The 21,325-nt window shown below is 67.6% G+C and carries 17 protein-coding genes and 1 riboswitch; of the genes, 5 read left to right on the top strand and 12 right to left on the bottom strand.

All coding sequences use genetic code 11. From position 1 onward, the window contains the following. Window positions 1-6: 6 nt before the first annotated feature. The 5 genes from ACERNI_RS02290 to ACERNI_RS02270 are packed head-to-tail and all read right to left on the bottom strand — an operon-like array spanning window position 7 to window position 7,063. A complete protein-coding gene (locus ACERNI_RS02290; RefSeq protein WP_448831641.1) occupies window positions 7-636 on the bottom strand; it encodes a precorrin-8X methylmutase in 630 nt (209 codons plus the stop codon). Then, a complete protein-coding gene (cobG, locus tag ACERNI_RS02285) occupies window positions 633-1,949 on the bottom strand; it encodes a precorrin-3B synthase (RefSeq protein WP_448831640.1) in 1,317 nt (438 codons plus the stop codon). The genes ACERNI_RS02290 and cobG overlap by 4 nt, the downstream gene beginning before the upstream one ends. Continuing rightward, a complete protein-coding gene (gene cobN, locus ACERNI_RS02280; protein ID WP_448831639.1) occupies window positions 1,946-5,455 on the bottom strand; it encodes a cobaltochelatase subunit CobN in 3,510 nt (1,169 codons plus the stop codon). The genes cobG and cobN overlap by 4 nt, the downstream gene beginning before the upstream one ends. Before the next feature lie 10 nt (window positions 5,456-5,465). Beyond that, window positions 5,466-6,545 (bottom strand): cobalamin biosynthesis protein CobW, encoded by a 1,080-nt coding sequence (gene cobW / locus ACERNI_RS02275; RefSeq protein ID WP_448831638.1) that lies wholly within the window; start codon window positions 6,543-6,545, stop codon window positions 5,466-5,468. Next, window positions 6,542-7,063: a DUF1636 family protein gene (locus ACERNI_RS02270; protein ID WP_448831637.1), complete on the bottom strand. Its 522-nt coding sequence runs from the start codon at window positions 7,061-7,063 to the stop codon at window positions 6,542-6,544. Before ACERNI_RS02270 ends, cobW begins: the two co-directional genes overlap by 4 nt. Before the next feature lie 37 nt (window positions 7,064-7,100). After that, window positions 7,101-7,340: riboswitch (cobalamin riboswitch) on the bottom strand. A 98-nt stretch (window positions 7,341-7,438) separates the two neighbouring features. Between ACERNI_RS02270 and cobO the strand changes: the two genes are divergently transcribed. The 5 genes from cobO to ACERNI_RS02245 all read left to right on the top strand — a co-directional run bounded on the left by cobO (window position 7,439) and on the right by ACERNI_RS02245 (window position 13,919). Next, on the top strand, window positions 7,439-8,083 hold the full coding sequence (gene cobO, locus ACERNI_RS02265) for a cob(I)yrinic acid a,c-diamide adenosyltransferase (protein ID WP_448831636.1): 645 nt from the start codon (window positions 7,439-7,441) through the stop codon (window positions 8,081-8,083). Window positions 8,084-8,163: 80 nt separating this feature from the next. After that, a complete protein-coding gene (locus tag ACERNI_RS02260; protein WP_448831635.1) occupies window positions 8,164-9,591 on the top strand; it encodes an amidohydrolase in 1,428 nt (475 codons plus the stop codon). A gap of 514 nt (window positions 9,592-10,105) precedes the next feature. Next, a complete protein-coding gene (locus tag ACERNI_RS02255; RefSeq protein WP_448831634.1) occupies window positions 10,106-11,326 on the top strand; it encodes an ABC transporter substrate-binding protein in 1,221 nt (406 codons plus the stop codon). Between the two features lie 249 nt (window positions 11,327-11,575). Then, complete coding sequence (locus ACERNI_RS02250; RefSeq protein WP_448831633.1) at window positions 11,576-12,787, top strand: acyl-CoA dehydrogenase family protein; 1,212 nt, start codon at window positions 11,576-11,578, stop codon at window positions 12,785-12,787. 10 nt (window positions 12,788-12,797) lie between these two features. Continuing rightward, window positions 12,798-13,919: an acyl-CoA dehydrogenase family protein gene (locus ACERNI_RS02245; RefSeq protein ID WP_448831632.1), complete on the top strand. Its 1,122-nt coding sequence runs from the start codon at window positions 12,798-12,800 to the stop codon at window positions 13,917-13,919. A gap of 168 nt (window positions 13,920-14,087) precedes the next feature. Here the strand turns inward: ACERNI_RS02245 and ACERNI_RS02240 are convergent, their stop codons facing one another. From ACERNI_RS02240 to urtA, 7 genes are all read right to left on the bottom strand, one after another. Further along, window positions 14,088-14,450, bottom strand: a complete 363-nt coding sequence (locus tag ACERNI_RS02240; protein WP_448831631.1) for an FmdB family zinc ribbon protein — start codon at window positions 14,448-14,450, stop codon at window positions 14,088-14,090. A 164-nt stretch (window positions 14,451-14,614) separates the two neighbouring features. Beyond that, window positions 14,615-15,847, bottom strand: a complete 1,233-nt coding sequence (gene fmdA, locus ACERNI_RS02235; protein ID WP_448831630.1) for a formamidase — start codon at window positions 15,845-15,847, stop codon at window positions 14,615-14,617. A gap of 38 nt (window positions 15,848-15,885) precedes the next feature. Then, window positions 15,886-16,575: an urea ABC transporter ATP-binding subunit UrtE gene (urtE, locus tag ACERNI_RS02230; RefSeq protein WP_448831629.1), complete on the bottom strand. Its 690-nt coding sequence runs from the start codon at window positions 16,573-16,575 to the stop codon at window positions 15,886-15,888. Window positions 16,576-16,706: 131 nt separating this feature from the next. Continuing rightward, on the bottom strand, window positions 16,707-17,456 hold the full coding sequence (gene urtD, locus ACERNI_RS02225) for an urea ABC transporter ATP-binding protein UrtD (RefSeq protein ID WP_448831628.1): 750 nt from the start codon (window positions 17,454-17,456) through the stop codon (window positions 16,707-16,709). A 15-nt stretch (window positions 17,457-17,471) separates the two neighbouring features. Further along, window positions 17,472-18,704, bottom strand: coding sequence for an urea ABC transporter permease subunit UrtC (gene urtC / locus ACERNI_RS02220; protein ID WP_448831627.1), 1,233 nt, complete (start codon window positions 18,702-18,704; stop codon window positions 17,472-17,474). Window positions 18,705-18,779: 75 nt separating this feature from the next. Next, window positions 18,780-19,706 (bottom strand): urea ABC transporter permease subunit UrtB, encoded by a 927-nt coding sequence (urtB, locus tag ACERNI_RS02215; protein ID WP_448831626.1) that lies wholly within the window; start codon window positions 19,704-19,706, stop codon window positions 18,780-18,782. A gap of 112 nt (window positions 19,707-19,818) precedes the next feature. Next, window positions 19,819-21,072: an urea ABC transporter substrate-binding protein gene (urtA, locus tag ACERNI_RS02210; RefSeq protein ID WP_448831625.1), complete on the bottom strand. Its 1,254-nt coding sequence runs from the start codon at window positions 21,070-21,072 to the stop codon at window positions 19,819-19,821. Between the last annotated feature and the right edge of the window lie 253 nt (window positions 21,073-21,325).

The raw sequence follows: 21,325 nt of genomic DNA, 5'->3' as shown, positions 1-21,325 counted from the left end.
TCGCGCTCATATGCCAACCCTCGCCAGAGCATTGATGGCGGCGGCGGTCATGGCGCTGCCGCCCATGCGGCCTGCCACGGTCGCGAACGCCAGATCAGAGCGCTGCGCCAGCGCCGCTTTCGATTCCACCGCGCCGACGAAACCCACCGGCATGCCGATGATCGCCGCCGGGCGCGGCGCGCCGGCGTCGATCATGTCCAGCAGATAAAACAGCGCCGTTGGGGCATTGCCGATGGCGACCACCGCGCCCTCCAGCCGGTCGCGCCACAATTCCAGCGCCGCCGCCGAGCGGGTGTTGCCCAGCTTTTGCGCCAGTTCCGGCGTGCGCGGGTCACGCAGGGTGCAGATCACTTCGTTGTTCGCCGGCAGGCGGGCGCGGGTGACGCCGTGCGCCACCATTTCCGCGTCGCACAGGATGGGCGCGCCGTTTTGCAGCGCGGCCCGGGCCGCCGGCTCGAAGCCGGGCGAAAAGATGAAATGCCGCGCCGCCTCGACCACGCCGCAGGCGTGGATCATCCGCACCGCGACGTCGGCCTCGCCGTCGCTGAAGCGCGCGAGGTCCGCTTCGCGGCGGATGATGGAGAACGACTGTTCGTAGATGGCGGCGCCATCCTTGATATAGCTCTGGGTGGTCATGGCTGTTTTTTCAAAGGATCGGGCGCCGGATCTGGAGCGTCGCCATGGGCATGGCGCGCGGCCAGGGTTTGAAGCGCCTGGGACAATCGGGAAAATTGCGCCGGCATGGGGGCTGGTTCGGGAGCTGCCGCGCCGTTCCGCGCCGCTTTCTTGGGAGGGGCAGTCCCCCCGGTGATGACCGCCGCGCCAGCCGGCAGGGCGAGCGGCGTGACATTGCGCGCGGGCGCGCCGCAGCGCTTGCCGCAGCCCGAGACGTGCAATTTCTGGTCCGGGCCGACGGCCGCGCGCAGCGCCGCGTCATCATCGCGCGCCAGCTCCGCCGCCAGCGGGCGCGTGGCGATGGCGGCGGACGCGCAGAGCGGCGCGCCGGCGCAGACAGAAATCCGCAGCCGGGAATCATCGGCCTGGCGGATGAAACCGAGCTCGTCGGCAATTTCCGGCAAACGCGTCCGGGCAGCAGCATCAAGGCCAGGCAGCAACAGGCCGCGCTCTGGCGCGAAGCGGACCCGCGCCAGTGGCAACGCGGCCGCCAGCCTGGCCAGCGTGGCGCTGTCGGTGGCGCCGAATGGCGGCGTCAGGCCAATGGCAGGGCCGTGAACTGTCGGAAAAACGCCGACGGGAACGACGGCGGCGCGCGCCGGAACCGGGTCAATGGGCGTGAGGCCGGCGCAGATCCTGTCAACCACGCCGGCGGCCACGTCGCCCATGCGCGCCTCTGGCCCCAGCGCTGCGATCTCCGCCAGCATGTCCAGCGCCGCGCCGGCGATCGCGGTCTCATCGCCGCTGAACGCCCGGCGCGCGCCGGCAGCCAGGTTCAGCATCATCGCCCAGCGCGAGGCATCGACCGCCACGAGGCGGATATCGGCTTTCAACGCGGTCAGGCCGAACTGGCCGCCGCTGTCCACCGTCACCGAGACCTTCGGGCCAAGCAGCGGCGCGAGCGGCGAGCCGTTCACCGCGCCGGCGATCCGCGACGCCAGGGGGCGGGGATCGCACAACTCCAGTGGGTCGATGCCGGCCAACGCGTTGACGTCAACCGCGAGGCCCTGGCGCGCCACGATGCCCCTGGCGGCTACGTCCATCGCCAGCGCCTCGGCGCCTGTCGCCGTCAGGCCGCGAATTTGCACGGCGCCGCGCATGGTGATCTCGATCAGGCCGCTGCCGTGGCGCGTCGCCGCTGCGGCCAGCGCCGCCAGTTGCGCCATGCTGATCTCGCCGTCGCGCGGCGTCAGCCGGGCCAGCAGGCCGTCGCCGGTCCGCATCGGCGTCGCCAGGCTGGGGCAGGCGCCCCGCCGCAGGGAGCCGGCGGTCATGGCGTTGCCTCCACCGGGGCCATGGATTTTGGGGACCCGGATTTTGGGCCCTGGGCTTTTTCGGCCTGCGCTTCCGGCGATCCGGCTTGCGCCATCAGCGCCGCCAGATCATCGTCGATGGAATTGCGGCGTGGATGCCACAGGCCGCGCCGGCGGGCGTCGGCGAAGCGGCGGGCGATCACCCGCACGGCGGCGGGATTATTGTGACGCAGGAAGGCCAGCACCGCCGCGTCGCCCAGATAAGCGTCGTGCACCGCGTCCAGCAGCGAGCCGGGCACGCAGCCGGTGGTTTCGGCGAAGGCCACCAGCCGGTCGACGGTTTCGGCCAGCTCCGAGGCGCCGCGCGGCCCGTGCCGCATCTGGCCGGCGATGAACGCCGGGTTCACCGCCCGGGCCCGCACCACGCGGGCGATGGCCGCCGCCAGCGAGCGGGCGCGTGGGCTGGCGGGGTTGGTGGTGTCCAGCACCACGATATCGGCAGGGCGAACCTCGCCAGCATCGCGCGCCTGCAAGGCCCGCGCCGCCGCGAACCCGCCGATGAAGGCGACGTCGGCGGAGCCCTCCAGCAGGTCGCGGCCGGGATCATCCTGGGGGTGCACATGTACGTCCGCCGCGGCCACCCGCGCGGCGAAGACGCCAGGAGCGGCGACGCCGTCGCCGGCGAGGCCGCCATAGGCGTGCGACGCGGTTTCAAGATAACGCTGGCCCAGTTGCTCGCGCGTTTCCCACTGGCCGCTGGCCAGTTCATGCTCGACGCCGGCGCCATAGACGCCCGGGGCCGCGCCGAACACCCGCGCGGCCGTGGCCCCGGCCCGCACGCTGGCGGCCAGCGGATTGTCGTCGTCGCTTTCCTCCCGCGCCGCCACCGCCGCCGTGGCGGCGTCGAGCAAGGCGATCTGGCTTGGGAACATGTCGCGGAACAGGCCGGAAATCCGCCATGACACGTCGACGCGCGGCCGGCCAAAGCTGGCTGGCGGCAGCACTTCAACGCCGGTGACGCGCCCGGTGGCGTGGTCCCAGTCCGGCCGGCAGCCCATCAGCGCCAGGCCCATGGAAATTTCCTCGCCGCCGGTGCGCAGGCTGGCGCTGCCCCACAGGTCGATCACCATGGCGCGCGGCCAGTCGCCGTGGCGTTGCAGATAATCCAGCACCAGTTGTTCCGCCGCCGCCTTGCCCAGGGCGAAGGCGGTGGGCGTCGGCATGGCGCGCGGATCTACGGCGAACAGGTTGCGCCCCGTCGGCAGTACGTCGGCCCGGCCGCGCGCCGGCGCCCCGGCCGGGCCCGGGGCGACAAAGCAGCCATCAAGGGCGGTCAGCAACGCGGTGCTTTCGGCAACGGCGCTTTCGGCGCGAAGAGCGTTTTCGGCGTGAAGAGTACTTTCCGCATGAAGGGCGCTTTCCGCGCTGGCGGCGCGCTCCGGCGGCGCCTCCGGGCAAGCGCGGCCATAGACGTGCAGTCCGTCCTTGACCGGGAAATCCTTCAGGTCGCACAGCCAGGCGTCGATGCGCTGCAACGCTTCGACGGCGTCGCCGTCCACGTCGACACCGGCTTCACGCGCAAGGCCGCTGTCGCGGGCGGCGGCGACGATCTGCCCGGCCAGCAGATCGCGGCGGCGCGGATCAAGGCTTTCCGCGCTGGCGTATTCGTCCACCAGCCGCTCCAGCGCCTGCATGGCCGGGGTGGTTCCGGCGGCGATCAGCGGCGGCGTCAGATGGCCGAGGGTGAGGGCGCCGATGCGCCGCTTGGCCTGCGCCGCTTCGCCGGGATTGCTGACGATGAACGGATAAATCACCGGCAGCGGCCCGAAGACGATCTGGGGCCAGCAGGCGCCGGTGAGGGCCACGGTCTTGCCCGGCAGCCATTCCACCGCGCCATGGGCGCCCACATGCACCACGGCGTCCGCCGCCAGCGCGTGCTGCAGCCAGAATCCAAAGGCCAGCAGGTTATGATGCGGCGGCAGGGCGCCGTCGTGATAGTCGGCGCGGCGGCTGTCGGCTTCGCCGCGATCCGGCGCCAGCACCACTGTCGCCGCGCCGCATGGCGCGGCGCGAAAGTTGAAATCCGGCGCATCGGCTGCGGGCGGCGGGCCCCAGCGTTCGATAACGGCGTCGCGGGCCGTTTCGGGCATGGCGTTGAAATGTCTGAGATAATCTTCGGCGCTGAATGCCGGCTGCGGCCGCTCCAGCGCCAGCATCAGGGCGCGGGCGTCGGCGGGAATATCCGCGATCGCATAACCGGCGCTGGCCAGATCCGCCAGGATGGCCAGCGCGCTTTCGGGAGCGTCGAGGCCGACGGCGTAGCCGCTGCGGGCTTCGACGCCCGGATAGTCGGGAACCATGATCGCCAGGCGTCGCGCCGCCGCCGGCGTCCGTTGCAGGCGGATATGGGCGCAGATGCGGTCCGCCACGGCTTCGACGCGGTCCGGCTCTGGCATATTGCGCAACGTCTCGCCAGGGCCGCCCGATGCTGCGCCCTGGTCAGATGCTGCGTCTTTAAACGAAAGCGCGCCCGCCAGCGCGCGGCCATCGACCTCGGGCAGGGCCACGTGCATGGCGGTGTCGGCGGGCGTCAGTCCGCGCTGGCCGTCGGCCCAGGCGCTGCGCCGCGTCGTCGCCACGATAACCTGGAACACCGGAACGCCCAGCTCCGCGAACAGACCGGGGCCGTCGTCGGCGCCGGCGGCGGCGAAGGCGGTGGCGGTGACCAGCGCCGCCGGCTTCAGCCGCGCGCAGGCGTCGCGCGCCGCGTCGCGCCCGGCGCTGTCGCGCAGCGAAGAGACGAAAACCGGCGCTGGCTGTATGCCGCGCGCCAGCAGCGCTGCGGCAAGCGCGTCGATCGGCGCCGCATCATCCGCCAGCAACATCGAGCGGTAGAACAATATGACGACGCATGGCAGCTCGGGATTGGCTTCAACGCCCAGCGCGTCGATGGCGACAGCGCCGCGTCCAGGCAGATAGCCGCCGGCCTGCGGCGTCACGCGGGCTTCCGCGACGGTGATTTCGCGGCCCGCCAGCCGGGCCATGTGGCGCGCCGCGAGGCGCAGATTGTCGGGGCCGCCGGCGCGAAAACAACTCAGGATGGCGCGTCGCGCCGCGCTGTCGACGGTGGACAGCTGCGCCAGCCGTTCGTCGTCGTCGCGATCTTCACCCGGCAACAGCGCCAGCGCGACGCCATGGCGGCGCGCCGTCGCCGCGAGCTGCTCGCAGCCATAGCGCCACCAGTCGAGGCCGCCGAGAATCCGGGCGACCACGACCCGCGCTTTCGCGCCCACCGCGTCGATCCACAGATCCACCGACATGGGGTGACGCAACTCGCGCAGGGGAACCAGCCGCAACTCCGGCATTTCCGCCGGCGCCGCGTCGCGTTCGGCCCGCCACGCCCGCTCGAGACCCGCCAGATCGCTGTCGCTGAAGGACAGCACGGCCATCTCCGCCGGGCTCTGGCCCAGGTCGACGGGAACCGCGAGGTCATCCAGCGATGACGATGTGCTGGCGAGAATGTGCATGCCTGATGCTTTACGCCCGCAGCGCGGCCTCGACGGCGGCGCGGTCAAGGCCGTTCAGGCCAATGACCACAAGGCGGGTGGCCGGCGTTTCGCCCGCCTGCCAGGCGCGATCGAAATAATGGCTGACGCGGGGACCCGCGGCCTGCACCACCAGGCGCATGGGCTTGCCGGCGACGCGGGCGAAACCCTTGATGCGCAGCACATTGTCGACGCCGGTCGCCGCCTGCACCCGCGCCGCCAGCTCTTCCGGCGACTGCGGATCGGCCAGGTCGACGACGAAGCTGTCGAAATCGTCGTGCTCGTGGTCCAGCTCGTCATCGTGGTGGGTCTTGCGGCCCTCGATCTGGTCTTCCACCGCATGGCCAAGGCCGATCAGCGCCACCGGGTCGACGTCGCCATGGGCGGCGGCGATGGTCTTCACGCCGGTCGCCACATGGGCGGCCACATGGGCGCGGGCCTTCTCCAGGCCAGCGGCGTCGATCAGGTCGGTGCGGGTCAGCACCACCAGATCGGCGCAGGCCAGTTGGTCCTCGAACACTTCCTCCACCGGGTCGTCATGGTCGAGCGATTCATCGGCGGCGCGCTGGGCGGCGAGCGCTTCCAGGTCGTGGGCTACCTGGCCTTCAGCAAGCGCGGCCGCGTCAGCCACGGCGATCACCGCATCGACGGTGACGCGGTTGCGGATCTGTGGCCAGTTGAACGCCTGCACCAGCGGCTTGGGCAGCGCCAGGCCGGAGGTCTCGATCAGGATGTGATCGACGGCCTGGGGCAACGCGAGGATGCGGTCGAGCGCCGGAGCGAAATCGTCAGCCACCGTGCAGCAGATGCAGCCATTGGCCAGTTCGACGATGTTCTCGCCGGGACAGGAGGCAATGCCGCAGCTCTTCAGCAATTCGCCGTCGATGCCAACATCGCCGAATTCATTGACGATCACCGCGAACCTGCGGCCGTCGGCCTTCTCCAGCAGGGCGCGGATCAGCGTCGTCTTGCCGGCGCCGAGAAAGCCGGTGATGACGGTGCAGGGCGTGCGCGTCTGGCCGGGACGGGCGGAGGCGGCGCTCTGCGGGGCGTGGGGGCCCTGGGCGTTCATGGCGTATCCTTTGGGGGGGAAAGCAGCGTCTGCATGTGGGGGACGCGGGCGATCATGCCGCGCTTCAGCGTTTCCGGCCGGGGACGGAACGGCATTAGCCCGTCCGCCGAGCCGGCCAGCAATTCGGCGCCGCGCAACAGGTCAGGGCCGCTGTCGGCCTTCAGGTCGCCGAACACATAGGTCCAGGCCCTGTCGCTGACGATGGCGGCGCTGAGGCCGCGCTTGCAATTGGAAAGGCAGGAGACCCGGCGCACCGCAAAGCCCGAGCCGCTGGCCGCCGCTTCGGCGCTGGCGCAGAGCGCCGCGCCAGGGCGCGGTTCGGCTGCCGGATCTTCCGGGCGGCGGCAGGTTTCGCACACCACGATGACCACGCCATGGGCGGCAGGGGCGGCGGCGGTCGCAGACGCGTCGCCGGGGGGCGAAACGGCGGCCAGATGCTCATTGCTGGCTGGATGGTCTTCGCTGGCGATGCAGCCAGGGACCGCTGGCGATTCCAGCGGCGGGACGTGTTTGCTCACGCTGTTCTCCCTGCCCGGTAAACCCGCCGGACGACATGGTGAATCTGTAGCGAGGGCAGGTCTCCTGGCTCACGGATCAAAACGCCGGTCGTCGCCTTCCCAGGTTGCCCCAGTGGCCGTGTGACGCCGGCTGTCCGCTTACAGTTGCGGGTACAGCAGCGGAATTGCGCGTAAAACCCATGGCGCCGGCCTGGCCGGCGTCCGGGGATGTGCGGCGCACCGCTTTCCCTTTTTACTTCTTCCTGTGGGGAAGAAGACCATCGCTGCCGGCATCTAGTGTGGGCCAGCGTATTTTGTCAATGTGACGGCCCTCGCCGGGATGGCGGCCCGGATGATCGCGCTTTGGCGCCTCAGCATCGGAACAGGAAAGCGGACGTGGAAAACAGCGACGGGGCCAAACGCGACGACGGGGCCAAACTCGACCAAGAGGCGCAGCGGCACAAGGACAAGATGGCGCGCCGCAAGGCGGTGCAGGACGCGGAGGTGGCCAGCAAAACCATCGAGAAGGGGCTGCTCATCGTCAACACCGGTCCGGGCAAGGGCAAATCCACCGCCGCCTTTGGCCTTGCTCTGCGCATGCTGGGCCACGGGCGCAAGGTCGGCGTGGTGCAGTTCATCAAGGGCGCGTGGAGCACCGGCGAGCAGACGGCCCTGCAACGCTTCGGCGATCTGGTGACCTGGCGCTCCATGGGCGAGGGCTTTACCTGGGAGACGCAGGATCGCGACCGCGACGTGGCGGCGGCGACGAAGGCCTGGGAAACCGCCTGCGCCATGATGGACGATCCCGACAACGCCATGGTCATCCTTGATGAGCTGAACATCGCCCTGCGCTACGATTATCTCGATCTGGCCGCCGTGGTCGCCCGCCTGCAGGCGCGACGGCCGGACCTGCACGTGGTTGTCACCGGCCGCAACGCCAGGCCGGAATTGCTCGCCGCCGCTGATCTGGTGACTGAGATGGGCGCGGCGAAGCATCATTTCGCCGCCGGCGTGAAGGCGCAGCAGGGGGTTGAGTTCTGATCCGGCGACGGAGCCGGCCAGAAACCGTGAGATGAAGGGCAAACGCCGGCGTCGCGCCGCCGGCTCAAAAGGGGGAAACCATGTCCAGAAACATCGCAATGCGCAGCGCGCTGTCGGCGGCCCTGTTCACCGTGGCCCAACCGATCCTGGCCCAACCCATCCTGGCCCAGTCGATCCTGGCCCAACCGACCCCGGCGCTGGCCCAGCAGGCGCAAAACCAGACCGCGCCCGCCGCTGATTTCAACAGCCGGGTTGCCAGGCTGGTGGAGGACGATACGGCGCGCCTCACCGGGATGTTCAAGGACATTCACCAGCATCCCGAACTGGGCTTCCAGGAAAAACGCACCGCCGCCATCGTGGCCAGAGAGCTGAAGGCGCTGGGCTTCGAGGTGAAGGAAGGCATTGGCCAGACGGGCGTCGTCGGTATTCTCAAAAACGGCCCTGGCCCCGTCGTCATGTATCGGGCCGATATGGACGCCAACGCCGTGAAGGAGGAAACCGGGCTGCCCTACGCCAGCAAGGTGACGGTGAAGCGCGATGATGGCTCAGAATCGCCAGTGGCCCACATGTGCGGCCACGACGCCCACGTCGTCTGGATGCTGGGCATGGCGAAGAACATGGTCGCCATGAAATCTGACTGGAGCGGAACCCTGGTGCTGGTGGCCCAGCCCGCCGAGGAACTGATCACCGGCGCCAAGGCCATGGTGGCCGACGGCTTGTATGACAGGCATGGCGCGCCAAAGCCGGATTTCCTCATTGGCCTGCACACGGCGCCGATCCCCGTCGGCGCCATTGCCAACGCGCCAGGGCCGCGCATGGCCGGGACCGACCAGCTCGACGTGGTGTTCAGGGGTGCCGGTGGCCACGGCTCCATGCCGCACATGGCGCGCGATCCGGTGGTGATGGCTTCCATGGCGGTGCTCGGCTACCAGACCGTGGTCAGCCGCATGGTCAATCCGCAGGAAATGGCGGTGATCACTGTCGGCTCCGTGCAGGCGGGCGCGGACAACAACGTTATTCCCGAGACGGCGGTGCTGAAGGCCAATCTGCGCTGGTACGATCCTGAGGTGCGCGAGCAGTTGCTGAAGGGCATCAAGGCGGTGAATGCCGGCGTTGCCGCCACCTACGCCGCCCCAGGAGCCGACCCGACCATCACCATGAAGGGTGGCGCAACGCCGCTGGTCAATGAGAAAAAGCTCTCGGAGCGTCTTGCCGCCGCCCTCAGGCCGGCCATCGGCGAAAAGGCCGTGATCACCAGCATGCCCCGCGCCAGCGGCTCCGAGGACTTCCACCACCTGCTCGGCTCGTTCACTGATACGCCGGTAAATTATACCTTCGTCGGCGTCGCCGATCCCGGCGTGTTCACGCGGGCGGCGCGGGAGGGCAGGAAGTTCCCTTACATAAATCACAGCCCGAATTTCGTCGTCGATCTGAAGGCGATCCCGTTCGGAACCCGCGTGGCGACGCTGTCGGCGCTTGAACTGCTGGCAAAACCGTCCGGTCGCTAGGCCACAGCGGGCGCTTGAGCATGGACCTGGAGCATGGACCTGGGGCGCAGGCCCGGACGGCGGCGACGATTCACCGCCGCCGGCCAGCCGGCGGCGCCGCTCATAGCGCCGTCACGGGTTGAAAAATCACCAGAATTTCCCGGGAAATATCCGTCAGATCGCCCTGCAAGCGTCAGCTGGCGGGCGGCGGCCTGCTGAAATCGGTTCTGAATGCAACGTTTCATGCGTCCAGACCTCTTGCGGACGCCGGCAAACTACGCTCCATATCCGCCGGCGCCGCCCGTGGGAGGCCAGCCGAACGTTACTGACGACGGTCTGGAAAGGCGGGGCGGCGCACATCGCCAGACATCGGGACGCAGACGCCCGGGCATGGCGACATCTGACGCAGCGGTCGTCGCTTGCGTTGCGACAGGACTGCAGGCCTGGCAAATCCGCTTCGCACGGGTTTGACCTGGCGGACACAAGCAGAATACGGGCGCCCAACCGGCGCCTTCGGTTGTTAAGAGGGGACACCATGGACAGACGGACATTCCTGCTGGCCGGCGCGGGCGCGCTCGGCGCTGGCTTCACGCTGCGCGGCGGCCCGGCGATCGCCGCCGGAACCAAGAAATATGACAAGGGCGCCAGCGATACCGAGATCCGTCTCGGCCAGACCATCCCCTACAGCGGCGCCGGATCGGTCTATGGCGCCGTGGGCCTCGCCCAGGCGGCCTATTTCGATGAGCTGAACGAGAAGGGCGGCGTCAACGGCCGCAAGATCAAGTTCATCTCGCTCGATGACGCCTACAGCCCGCCCAAGACCATGGAGGCGACCCGCCGCCTGGTGGAGCAGGAAGAGGTGCTCGGCCTGTTCGGTTCGCTCGGCACCGCCACCCAGGCATCGGTGCAGAAGTATCTGAACAGCAAGAAGATTCCGCAGCTTCTGCTGAACGCTGGCGCACCGCGCTGGAATGACCCGAAGAACTTCCCGTGGACCACGCCGGGCCTGCCGCTCTACAATATCGAGGCGGCCATTCTCGCCAATTATACGGCGACGGTGAAGCCGGGCGCCAAGGTCGCCGCCCTGTACCAGAACGACGAATTTGGTCGCGACTATTTCCGTCTGTTCAAGGAAGCGCTGGGCAACCGCGGAACCATCGTCGCCGAGGCCCACTATGACCTGACCGACCCGACGGTCGATTCGCAGATGCTGAAGCTGGCCCAGTCGGGCGCCGACGTGTTCTACAACTGCGCCTCCGGCAAGTTCGCCTCACTCGCCATCCGCAAGGCGCATGAACTGAAGTGGAACGTGCTGCAGTTGCTGATCAGCACCTCCAACGCCACCTCGATCCTCAACGCCGCCGGCAAGGACGCCATCCAGGGCATCGTCTCGCCGCAGTACGTCAAGGACATTGGCGGCAAGCGCTGGGCGCAGGATCCTGACGTCCTGGCCTATCAGGCGCTGCGGGCCAAGCGCCTGCCCAACATCACCCCGGACAACAACACCGCCTTCCTCGGCTATGGCGTGGCGGCGCTGATGCACAAGGTGCTGGAGCGTTGCGGCGACGAGCTGACCCACGAAAACCTGCTGCGCCAGGCCACCAACCTGAAGGGCATGACCACGCCGGCCCTGCTGCCGGGCATCACCTACGCCATTACCCCCCAGGATTACTCGCCGTTCAACGAGCTGATCATGGGCACCTACAAGGGCGACGAGTGGGCGCTGGCTGACAAGCCCACGTCCGCCAAGGGCTGAGCAGGGGCTGAGCGAGGCAACCCTGACGGTTCCTCCTGACGGATGAACCCGGGGCGGGGCGGTTCGCGCCCCGCCTGCCTGGGCGCCAGGGCGTTCCCGGCAGGGCGCTTCCAGCCATGTGGACGCCGTTTGCGCCACACATTGCGTCAGCCGGAAAATTGGCGTCCAGTCAGAAAACTGACGCGCCAGACATCTGGCGCCGGCGTTTGCGCCGGCGCCTTGTGACATCGCAAGGGCAGGAAACTGCAAATGAATATCGAGTTCGGACCGGAGCTTGAAAGCTTCCGGCAGGAAGTCGCTGCGTTTCTCGACGTCGCGCCAACCCCGGCCATCCGCGAAGCCGGCAAAAAGACCACCAGCGTCTTTGCCCCCTTCGAGCAGGTGATGGCGTGGCACAAGATCCTGCACGCCAGGGGCTGGGCCGCGCCCGCGTGGCCGAAGGAATATGGCGGCACCGGCTGGAGCGTCGAGCAGCGCTACATCTTCGCCGAGGAATGCCGCAAGCGCGAGCTGCCGCCGCTGCTGCCGAACGGCTTGCAGATGGTCGGCCCGATGCTGATCGAGCTTGGCTCCGATGAGCAGAAGCGCAAGCACCTGCCTGGCATCCTCTCCGGCGAGCACTACTGGACCCAGGGCTATTCCGAGCCCAACGCCGGCTCCGATCTGGCTTCGCTGCAGTGCTCCGCCGTGTCGGACGGCGATGACTACATCATCAACGGCTCCAAGATCTGGACCACCCTGGCGCATCATTCCAACCGCATGTTCATGCTGGTGCGGACCAGCAAGACCGGCAAGAAGCAGGAAGGCATCACCTTCCTCCTGCTCGAGCGCACCGATTATCCGGGCATGGAAATCCGCCCGATCATCGGCCTCGACGGCTTCCCGGAGCAGTGCGAGGTGTTCTTTGACAACGTGCGCGTGCCCAAATCCGGCCGCGTCGGCGCGGAGAACGACGGCTGGTCGGTGGCCAAGCATCTGCTGAAGCACGAGCGCGGCGGCTCGGCCGCCAGCCCGGCCATGCTGCACGCCGTTGATCGCATCCGCCAGACGGCGGAGCAGACGCCATCGCCGTTCGGCGGCATGCTGGCCGACGATCCGGTGTTCCAGCGCGATCTCGGCGAGCTTGAGGCTGACGTGCTGTCCTGCCGTCACTTCGAGCAGATGGCCATCAGCGGCCACCCGATGGCCCGCGACGCGGCCTATCCGTCGGTGAACAAGACGATGAACTCGGAGCTGTCGCAGCGCATCTCGATCATGATGACGCGCGTCTCCGGCATTGAAACCGTTCCGCAGCAGCTCGAGGCGCTGGTGGTCGGCTCCAATGTGGCGCCGCTGGGCGACGACTTCGACCTGATCGCCATGCCGTACTATCTCAATACCCGCGCGACCTCGATCTATGCCGGCTCCAATGAAGTGCAGCGCGATCTGATCGCCCGCACGGTGCTGGCCGCCAATCGGTGAGGACTGGAACATGGATTTCAATTTCACCGAAGAGCAGGTGATGCTGCGCGACGGCGTCGCGCGTTATCTCGACCGTAACTACGACTTTGACGCCCGCCAGGGCCTGCTGCGCTCGGGCGCCGCCTGGTCGAAGGAGGCGTGGAGCCAGCTGGCCGAACTCGGCGTGCTGGCCCTGCCGTTTCCGGAGGAGGTCGGCGGACTGGGCGGCTCTGCCGCTGCGCTGGTTCCCGTCGCCGAAACCTGTGGCGAACACCTGACCGTCGAACCGCTGGCCTTCGCTTTGGCCATGGCCGGCGGCGCCCTGGTCGCGGCTGGCGACAATGCCAACGCCCGCGCCCGCCTGGCTGATCTCGCCAGCGGCGCCAGCATCGGCGCTTTCGCCTATGACGAGGGGCGTGGTCTCGCCGCCCCGGCGCAGATCGCCATGGCTGCCGCCCCATCTGGCGACGGCTTCACGCTGAATGGCGAGAAGCGGCTGGTGTTCGCCGCGGCCGAAGCCGATTTCATCGTCGTCGCCGCACGCGCCGCTGGCAAGGCTGGCGAGGCAACCGGCCTCGTGCTGCTGCTGGTGGACCCGAAGGCTGGCGGCGTGACTTTCACGCCGTTCCGCACCCAGGATGGCCGCAGCGCCGCCCATGTGCGCTTCGACAATGTGCAGGTCGCTGGCGCCGACGTGCTGGCGCGCGACGCCCATGACGTGATCGTGCGTCTGGTCGCCGACGCCATCCTGCTGCTGGCGGCGGAAGCTGTGGGCGCCATGAGCGCCATGATGCGCATCACCGGCGCCTACGCCACCACGCGCAAGCAGTTCGGCGTCGCCATCGGCACGTTCCAGGCGGTGGCTCACCGGCTCGCCGACATGAAGATCGCCCTCGCCAAGGCCCACGCCACGCTGACCTATTCGACGGCGCTGGCCGAAGCCGGCCGCCTGACGGCCCGCGACGTCTCGGTGCTGAAGGCGCAGATCGGCAAGCTCGGCCGCGCCATCGCCGAGGCGGCGGTGCAGACGCACGGCGGCGTCGGCATGACCGACGAGCTGTCGATTGGCCACTACATGAAGCGCGTGCTGGCTTTCGAAGCCATGTTCGGCGCCGCTGATTATCATTTCCGCATGATTGGCAAAGCTGCGTGAAGGCTTCGGCCGCGTGAAGGCCCTGACTGCCTGAAGGCCCTGGCTGCCTGGCGGGCAGCCGCTGGCTTTCCGGCGCATCACCGCAAAAAAACAGGGGCTGGAGTCCATGACTCCAGCCCCTGTTTTTTGCCCCCGTTTTTGCCCCTGTTTTTGCGCGCGGGGATTCCCTCAGTGCGAAATCATCCACGGTCGCGCGGTCGGGAAACTCTTTGAACCATCCGGGCGGTGCAGGGTCTTGCGCGGCGCGAGCGTCTTGCTGCTGCAGCAGGAGCAGCCGGCGCCGTGCTTGCGGGGCGCTGGTCCGGTCGGCCCGTCCTTGGAGAGGCGGCGCGGTTCGTGGGCGCTGCGTTCGTTGGTTTCGCAGGCGAAGCGGCGCTCGCTGCTGATGCCGGAGAGCATCGGCGCGCTGATGAAGGCGCGCGGGCTTTCGGCGCCGCAATCCGGGCAGGCGCCGGGTTCGGCATAGCGGGCCATGCTGGTGAAGGCCACGAACGGGCCACAGCCGGCGCATTCATAATCATAGGACGGCATGGCGGTCTCCTGGTGGTTGCGGGACGTCATGGCGCCCGGCCGGATGGTTTCTTTGCTGCGTCAGGGAAGTGTGGCGGCGCCGTCAGGCGGATGCCGCAAGGGCATGGCCGCCTGACAGGGGCGCGCAGGGCGGAAGCGGTGCTCCCGCCCACACCGGGAGCCCGTTACAGGTCCGGCGCCAGCGGCACGTCAACCGAGCCGTCCACCAGCTTCTTCGGGCCGTCGGGGCCGGGCATCAAATCGCCCTCGAAGATGTCGGTCGGTAGCCAGAGGGTGGCGCAGGCGTTGGGCACGTCAACCACGCCGGAGATGTGGCCCTGCACCGGCGCGGTGCCGAGGATGGCGTAGGCCTGGGCGCCGGAGTAGCCGAACTTCTTCAGATATTCGATGGCGTTGAGGCAGGCCTGGCGATAGGCGACGTTGACGTCGAGGTAATACTGCGTGCCGGCGTCATCTACCGAGATGCCTTCGAAGATCAGGTAGTCGTCATACTTTGGCGCGATCGGCGAGGGGCGGAAGATCGGGTTGCGGATGCCGTACTTGCTCATGCCCTCCTTGATCAGCGACACCTTGATGTGCAGCCAGCCCGCCATCTCAATGGCGCCGCAGAAGGTGATTTCGCCGTCTCCCTGGGAGAAGTGCAGGTCGCCCATGGAAAGGCCGGCGCCAGGCACGTAAACCGGGAAGTAGATCTTCGAGCCGCGCGACAGGTCCTTGATGTCGCAATTGCCGCCGTGTTCGCGCGGCGGCACGGTGCGGGCGCCTTCCGCCGCCGCCTTGTCGCGGGCTTCGCCCTTCAGCGCGCCCATGTGGGCGGTGGGGCCGCCGTCGGGCAGATTGGCGAGGCCGGGCACGCGGTCAGGGTTGGTGTCGAACAGGGCCTTTTCGCGGGCGTTCCACGCGTCCAGCATCTTGCGGTCGGGCAGGCACCCGATCAGGCCAGGATGGATCAGCCCGGCGTAACGCACGCCCGGCACGTGGCGGGACCTGGTGAACATGCCCTCGAAGTCCCAGATCGACTTCTGCGCCTCAGGGAAATAGTCGGTGAGGAAGCCGCCGCCGTTCTTCTTCGAGAAGAAGCCGTTGAAGCCCCACTGCATCTCTTCCTTGGCGCCGATATCGAGAATGTCGACCACCAGCAGATCGCCCGGCTCGGCGCCCTTCACGCCAATGGGGCCGGAGAGATAGTGCACCTGCGGCAGCTCGACGTCGCGCACGTCGGAGGCGTCGTCGTTGTTCCTGATCTGGCCGCCGGTCCAGTCATAGCACTCGATCTTGAAATCATCGCCGGGCTCGACCCAGACATTGATCGGAATGTCCGGGTGCCAGCGGTTGTGCACGTTGGCGTTGCTGTGCGGGCTTGCCGACAGGTCTACGGAAATCAGGGTCTCGGCCATGGCGTCCTCGCTGTTGAAAAACAAGAGAAAAGAAGAATTCAGACGGACAGGAACCGCTCCACGGCGGCGGCGTCCACGTCGGCGCGCTGCGCCTCATGGACGAAGCGGCCGTTGTCGATGACGACGATGCGATCGGCGACGTCGAGGGCGAACGACAGCACCTGTTCGGAAACGAGAATGGACAGGCCGCGCGCGTCGCGAAGCTGCTTCAGCGTTCGCGCCATATCCTTGATGATCGACGGCTGGATGCCTTCGGTTGGCTCATCCAGCAGCAGGGTTTGCGGATTGGAGGCCAGCGCCCTGGCGATGGCGAGCTGCTGCTGCTGGCCGCCGGAGAGGTTGCCGCCGCGCCGGCCGCGCATCTCCCACAGCACCGGGAACATGCTGTAGAGGTCCTGGGGCACGTCGCGACGGCCGGTGACGGTCAGGCCGGTTTCGATGTTCTCCTGCACCGTGAGGGCCGAGAAGATCATCCGCCCCTGCGGCACATAGGCGATGCCGGCGGCGACGCGCCTGTGCGGCTTCAGCCCGTTCAGCGGCGCGTCGGCCACCGACATGTCGCCGCCCATGGCGGGGATGATGCCCATCAGGGTCTTCATCAGGGTCGACTTGCCCATGCCGTTGCGACCCATCACCGCGACGATCTCGCCGGGGGCCAGCGTGAGGTCGAGCCCGTGCAGCACTTCCGACGCGCCGTAGCCGGATCTGAGGTTGGCGATCTTCAGCATGGCTGGCTCCTTTCCTGCGGCGGCCTGGGGCCTGGCCGCGACCTGCGGACGCAATTCGGGCGTCGGTTCGTTGCAGGTTTAATGAAATCAGATACTTGTTCCGGGTTTCGCCAGTCGGTCCGGCGCGCCCGTCAGTGCCCCAGATAGACCTCGGCCACTTTCGGGTCGGCCTTGACGTGGGCCAGCGAGCCTTCCGACAGCAGCTTGCCCTGGTGCAGGACGGTGACGCGGGTGGCGATGTCCTCGACGAAGCTCATGTCGTGCTCGATGACGATGACGCTGCGGTCCCGGGTGATGCGGTTGAGCAATTCGGCGGTCTTGCGCCGTTCGGCCACCGACATGCCGGCCACCGGCTCGTCCAGCATCAGCAATTGCGGGTCCTGGATCAGCAGCATGCCGATCTCCAGCCACTGCTTCTGGCCATGCGAGAGCAGGCCGGCCTTCTTCTCCAGCGAGTCATCCAGGAAGATCTGCTCCGCGATGTCGCGGATCCGGTCCTTCACGGCGGCGTCGCGGCGGAAGGCGAGGGCGCCGAACACGCCATGGCCCTTCGGGTAGCTGATCTCCAGGTTCTCGAAGACCGTGAGGTCTTCGTAAACGCTGGGGGTCTGGAACTTGCGGCCGACGCCGGCGTGGACGATCTGGTCCTCGCGCATCCGGCGCAGCTCCAGGCCCTTGAACTGGATGGAGCCGCCGGTGGCCTTGGTGCGGCCGCAGATCAGGTCGAGCACCGTGGTCTTGCCGGCGCCGTTGGGGCCGATGATGACCCGGCACTCATTGGGCTCGATGTAGAGGTTGAGCCCGTCAACCGCCTTGAACCCGTCGAAGGACACGGTGAGATCCTCGACCGTGAGAATGAAGTGGGATGTTTCCGCGGACATCGTGATCTCCTTCATTCAGAGGGCGGCGCGGGCGCCAGCCGGAAGTTCGGGCCGGAGGCTCTCGCTGGCGTGCGGCAGCGGGCGGCTTGCGGGGGCTTCCGGGGCTGCCGGCGCCGCCTTGCCGGCGTCGCCATTGCCAGCGTCCTCACCAGCATCCCGGCTGCGGCCGCCGCGCCGGAACAGCGGCTCGATGCGCTCGACCCAGACCCCCGCCAGGCCGGACGGGAAGGCCATCACCACGGCGATGAACAGGGCGCCGAGGCCAAACAGCCACAGCTCGGGGAAGCTTTCAGAGAAGCTGGTGCGGGCCCAGTTCACCAGCAGCGCCCCATAGACGGCGCCGATCACCGACAGGCGGCCGCCGACCGCGCAGAAGATCACCATCTCGATCGACGGCACGATGCCGACGATGGTGGGCGACATGAAGCCGACCTGGAGGGTGAACATCGCCCCGCCAACGCTGGCGAAAGCGGCGCCGAGGCAGAAGACGAAGGTCTTGAAGGCGGCGACGTCGTAGCCGGAGAAGCGCACCCGGTCTTCCTGGTCGCGCATGGCGATCAGGATGCGGCCAAGCTTGCTGCGCTGCACGAACAGGGCGAGGACGGCGGAGAGCAGCAGCAGGCCAGAGCAGACGAAATACAGGGTGACCTTGGCGCTGTCCGGCCGGATGTCCCAGCCGTTCAGGGTGCGCAGGTCGGTGATGCCGTTGACGCCGCCGGTGTAGCCCTGCTGGCCGATGATCAGGATGGTGGCGATGGCGGCGATGGCCTGGGTGATGATGGCGAAGTACACGCCGCCCACCCGCCGCCGGAACATGGCCGTGCCGATGATGAAGGCGAAGATCACCGGCAGGGCGATGATGGCGAAGAGGGTGAAGGGCAGGGAGTGGAACGGCTCCCACCACAGCGGCAGCGCCTTCAGCTGGTTCCAGTCCATGAAGTCCGGGATGCCAGGCGTCGACTGGATCTTCGTCGCTTCCGGCGTCGAGGCCTCGAGCTTTAGATACATGGCCATGGCGTAGCCGCCGAGGCCGAAGAACACGCCCTGACCGAGGGAAAGAATGCCGCCCATGCCCCAGCACAGCACGAGGCCGATGGCGACAAAGGCGAAGCACATATACTTGCCGAACAGGTTGAGCCGGAAGGCGTCGAGGCCAAGCGGCAGCACAATAAGCAGCAGCACGGCAAGGATGGCGAGGCCGATGGTCTGCCGCCTCAGGCCTGGGTCGGATACTGACAGGAAGCGCATGGCGGTCTCCGGAAGAGGCGTTCGGTAAATTCGGAGCCCGGGCGGCGGAGACGCCCGGGAAGTCGCGTCAGCTGCTCACTTGCGCAGCTTGAGGGCGAACAGGCCCTGCGGCCGCAGCATGAGGATGCCGACGACGGTGAGCAGCGTGAGCACCTTGGCCATGGAGCCGGAGAGGAAGAACTCAAGGATCGACTGGGCCTGGCTGATGGTGAAGGCGCTGGCGATGGTGCCGAGCAGGCTGGCGGCGCCGCCGAACACCACGACGAGGAAGGTGTCGACGATGTAGAGCTGGCCGGAGCTGGGGCCGGTTGAGCCGATCATTGTGAAGGCGGAGCCGGCGACGCCGGCGATGCCGCAACCAAGCGCGAAGGTCAGGCGGTCGGTGCGCTCCGTGTCGATGCCGACGGCGCCGGCCATCATGCGGTTCTGCATCACGGCGCGGACCTGGCGCCCCCACGACGAGCGGTACATCATCACGCCCACCGCGATGGAGATGGTCACGGCGATGCACATCACCAGGATGCCGTTGACGGGCACCTCGATCGTGTCGCTCAGCTTCAGCGAGCCCATCATCCATTCCGGCATGGTCACGCCAACTTCGCGCGCCCCGAAAATCGTGCGGTAGAGCTGCTGCAGGATCAGCGACAGGCCCCAGGTGGCGAGCAGGGTATCAAGCGGCCGCTTGTACAGCCGGCGGATCAGCGCCCACTCCACGAAGGCGCCCAGGGCGCCGGCGGCGAGGAACGCGGCGACCATGGCCACCGGGAAATAGACATTGAACAGCGCGTGCGGCAGTTCGCCGAAGGCGCGCGACACCAGATAGGTGACATAGGCGCCGAGGATCATGAACTCCCCGTGCGCCATGTTGATCACGCCCATCTGGCCGTAGATGATCGCCAGACCCAGCGCCATCAGCACGAACACCGAGAACAGGATCAGGCCCGAGAAGCCCTGCATCGCGAAAATCGACGCCAGTTCGGACAGGCTGTATTCACCAAACATCTTCCGTCCCCTTGTTCCGCCCCCTTGCGTTGGCGAGACGCGCCGGCCGGGCGATGCTCCGGCCTGGCAATGCATGAGGGTGGCCGCGCCGGTTAAACCGGCGCGACGGCGCTTACTGGTAGCCGGCGGGGAACGGGTTGGGCTCGATCAGGTCCTTCGTCTCGAACACCACGTCGTACTGGCCGTTCTCCAGCGCCTTGCCGACGCGGGTTTTCGACCAGAGATGGTGGTTCTTGTGGACCTTGATGACGCCCTCTGGCGCATTGGTCATCTCAAGACCAGGCGAGGCGGCGCGCACCTTGTCCACGTCGAAGGAGCCGGCCTTCTCGACCGCCATTTTCCAGAGCCACGGGCCGAGATAGGCGGCCTGGGTGACGTCGCCGATCACCATGTCCTGGCCCCACATCTTCCTGAACGCCGCGACGAAGTCCTTGTTGGCCGGGTTGTCGATGCTCTGGAAGTATTTCATGCAGGCATAGGCGCCCTTGACGTTCTCGCCGCCGATGCCGCGGATTTCGTCCTCGGTCACCGAGATGGTCAGGATGATCGGCTTCTCCTTCGACGGGTCGATGCCGGCGGCGATCAGCTGCTTGTAGAACGACACGTTGGAGCCGCCGACGACCACGGCGTAGATCACGTCCGGCTTCTTCAGCTTGATCTTGTTGATGACGCTGTTGAACTGGGTGTGGCCGAGCGGATAATACTCCTCGCCCACCACCTTCAACCCCAGCTTGTCTTCAATGTGCTTGCGGGCGATCTTGTTGGAGGTGCGCGGCCAGATGTAATCGGAGCCGAGCAGGTAGAACGTCTTGGCGCCCTTGGCCTTCGTCACCCAGTCGAGGCCGGCGATGATCTGCTGGGTCGCTTCCTGGCCGGTGTAGAAAACATTCGGCGACTCCTCCAGGCCCTCATAGAAGGTCGGGTAGTACAGCAGGCCGTTGTTCTGCTCGAATACCGGCAGCACCGCCTTGCGCGAGGCCGAGGTCCAGCAGCCCATCACCGCCGGAACCTTGTCGTTGACCAGCAGCTTGCGCGCCTTTTCGGCGAAGGTCGGCCAGTCGGAGGCGCCGTCTTCCTGGATGAACCTGATTTGCCGGCCAAGCACGCCGCCCTGGGCGTTGATCTGCTCGATGGCCAGCTTCTCGGCCTGCACCGAGCCGATCTCGGAGATGGCCATGGTGCCGGTGACCGAGTGCAGGATGCCGACGGTGGCCTCCTTGTCGGTGACGTTGAGGCCCGTCGTGTTGACCTTCGCCGTCGGAAAGTCCTGGGCCCGCAGGTTCTTCGGCATGAACAGGGCGGCGCCAAGCGCGGCGCCGCCGAACATCATGGCGCGACGCGAGGGGCGGAATGTTTCGTCGGTCATGGAGGCTCTCGCTGGGTCTGGCCCCGGATGGCCGCGTCGGCTGGGACGCGTCCGGGGGATGGATCCGATCCGGAACTGTTGCTCTGGATTGATCTCATGCTGCCCGAGGCCACGGCGGGGGCGCATACGTGAAATTGCGTATCTGGCCTTCCGTAAGTCGCTGAAATAGCTGATTCATGCAGTTCGCTGCCCAAATCGTGGGCGCCGGCGCCGGCCGTTCCTGGCTGTTTTCAGCGCGGGGCCGCCTGGCCAG

The organism is Camelimonas sp. ID_303_24 (assembly GCF_053543495.1).
Note: the sequence above shows the minus strand (reverse complement) of the source record. Positions and strands in the feature narration are given on the sequence as shown.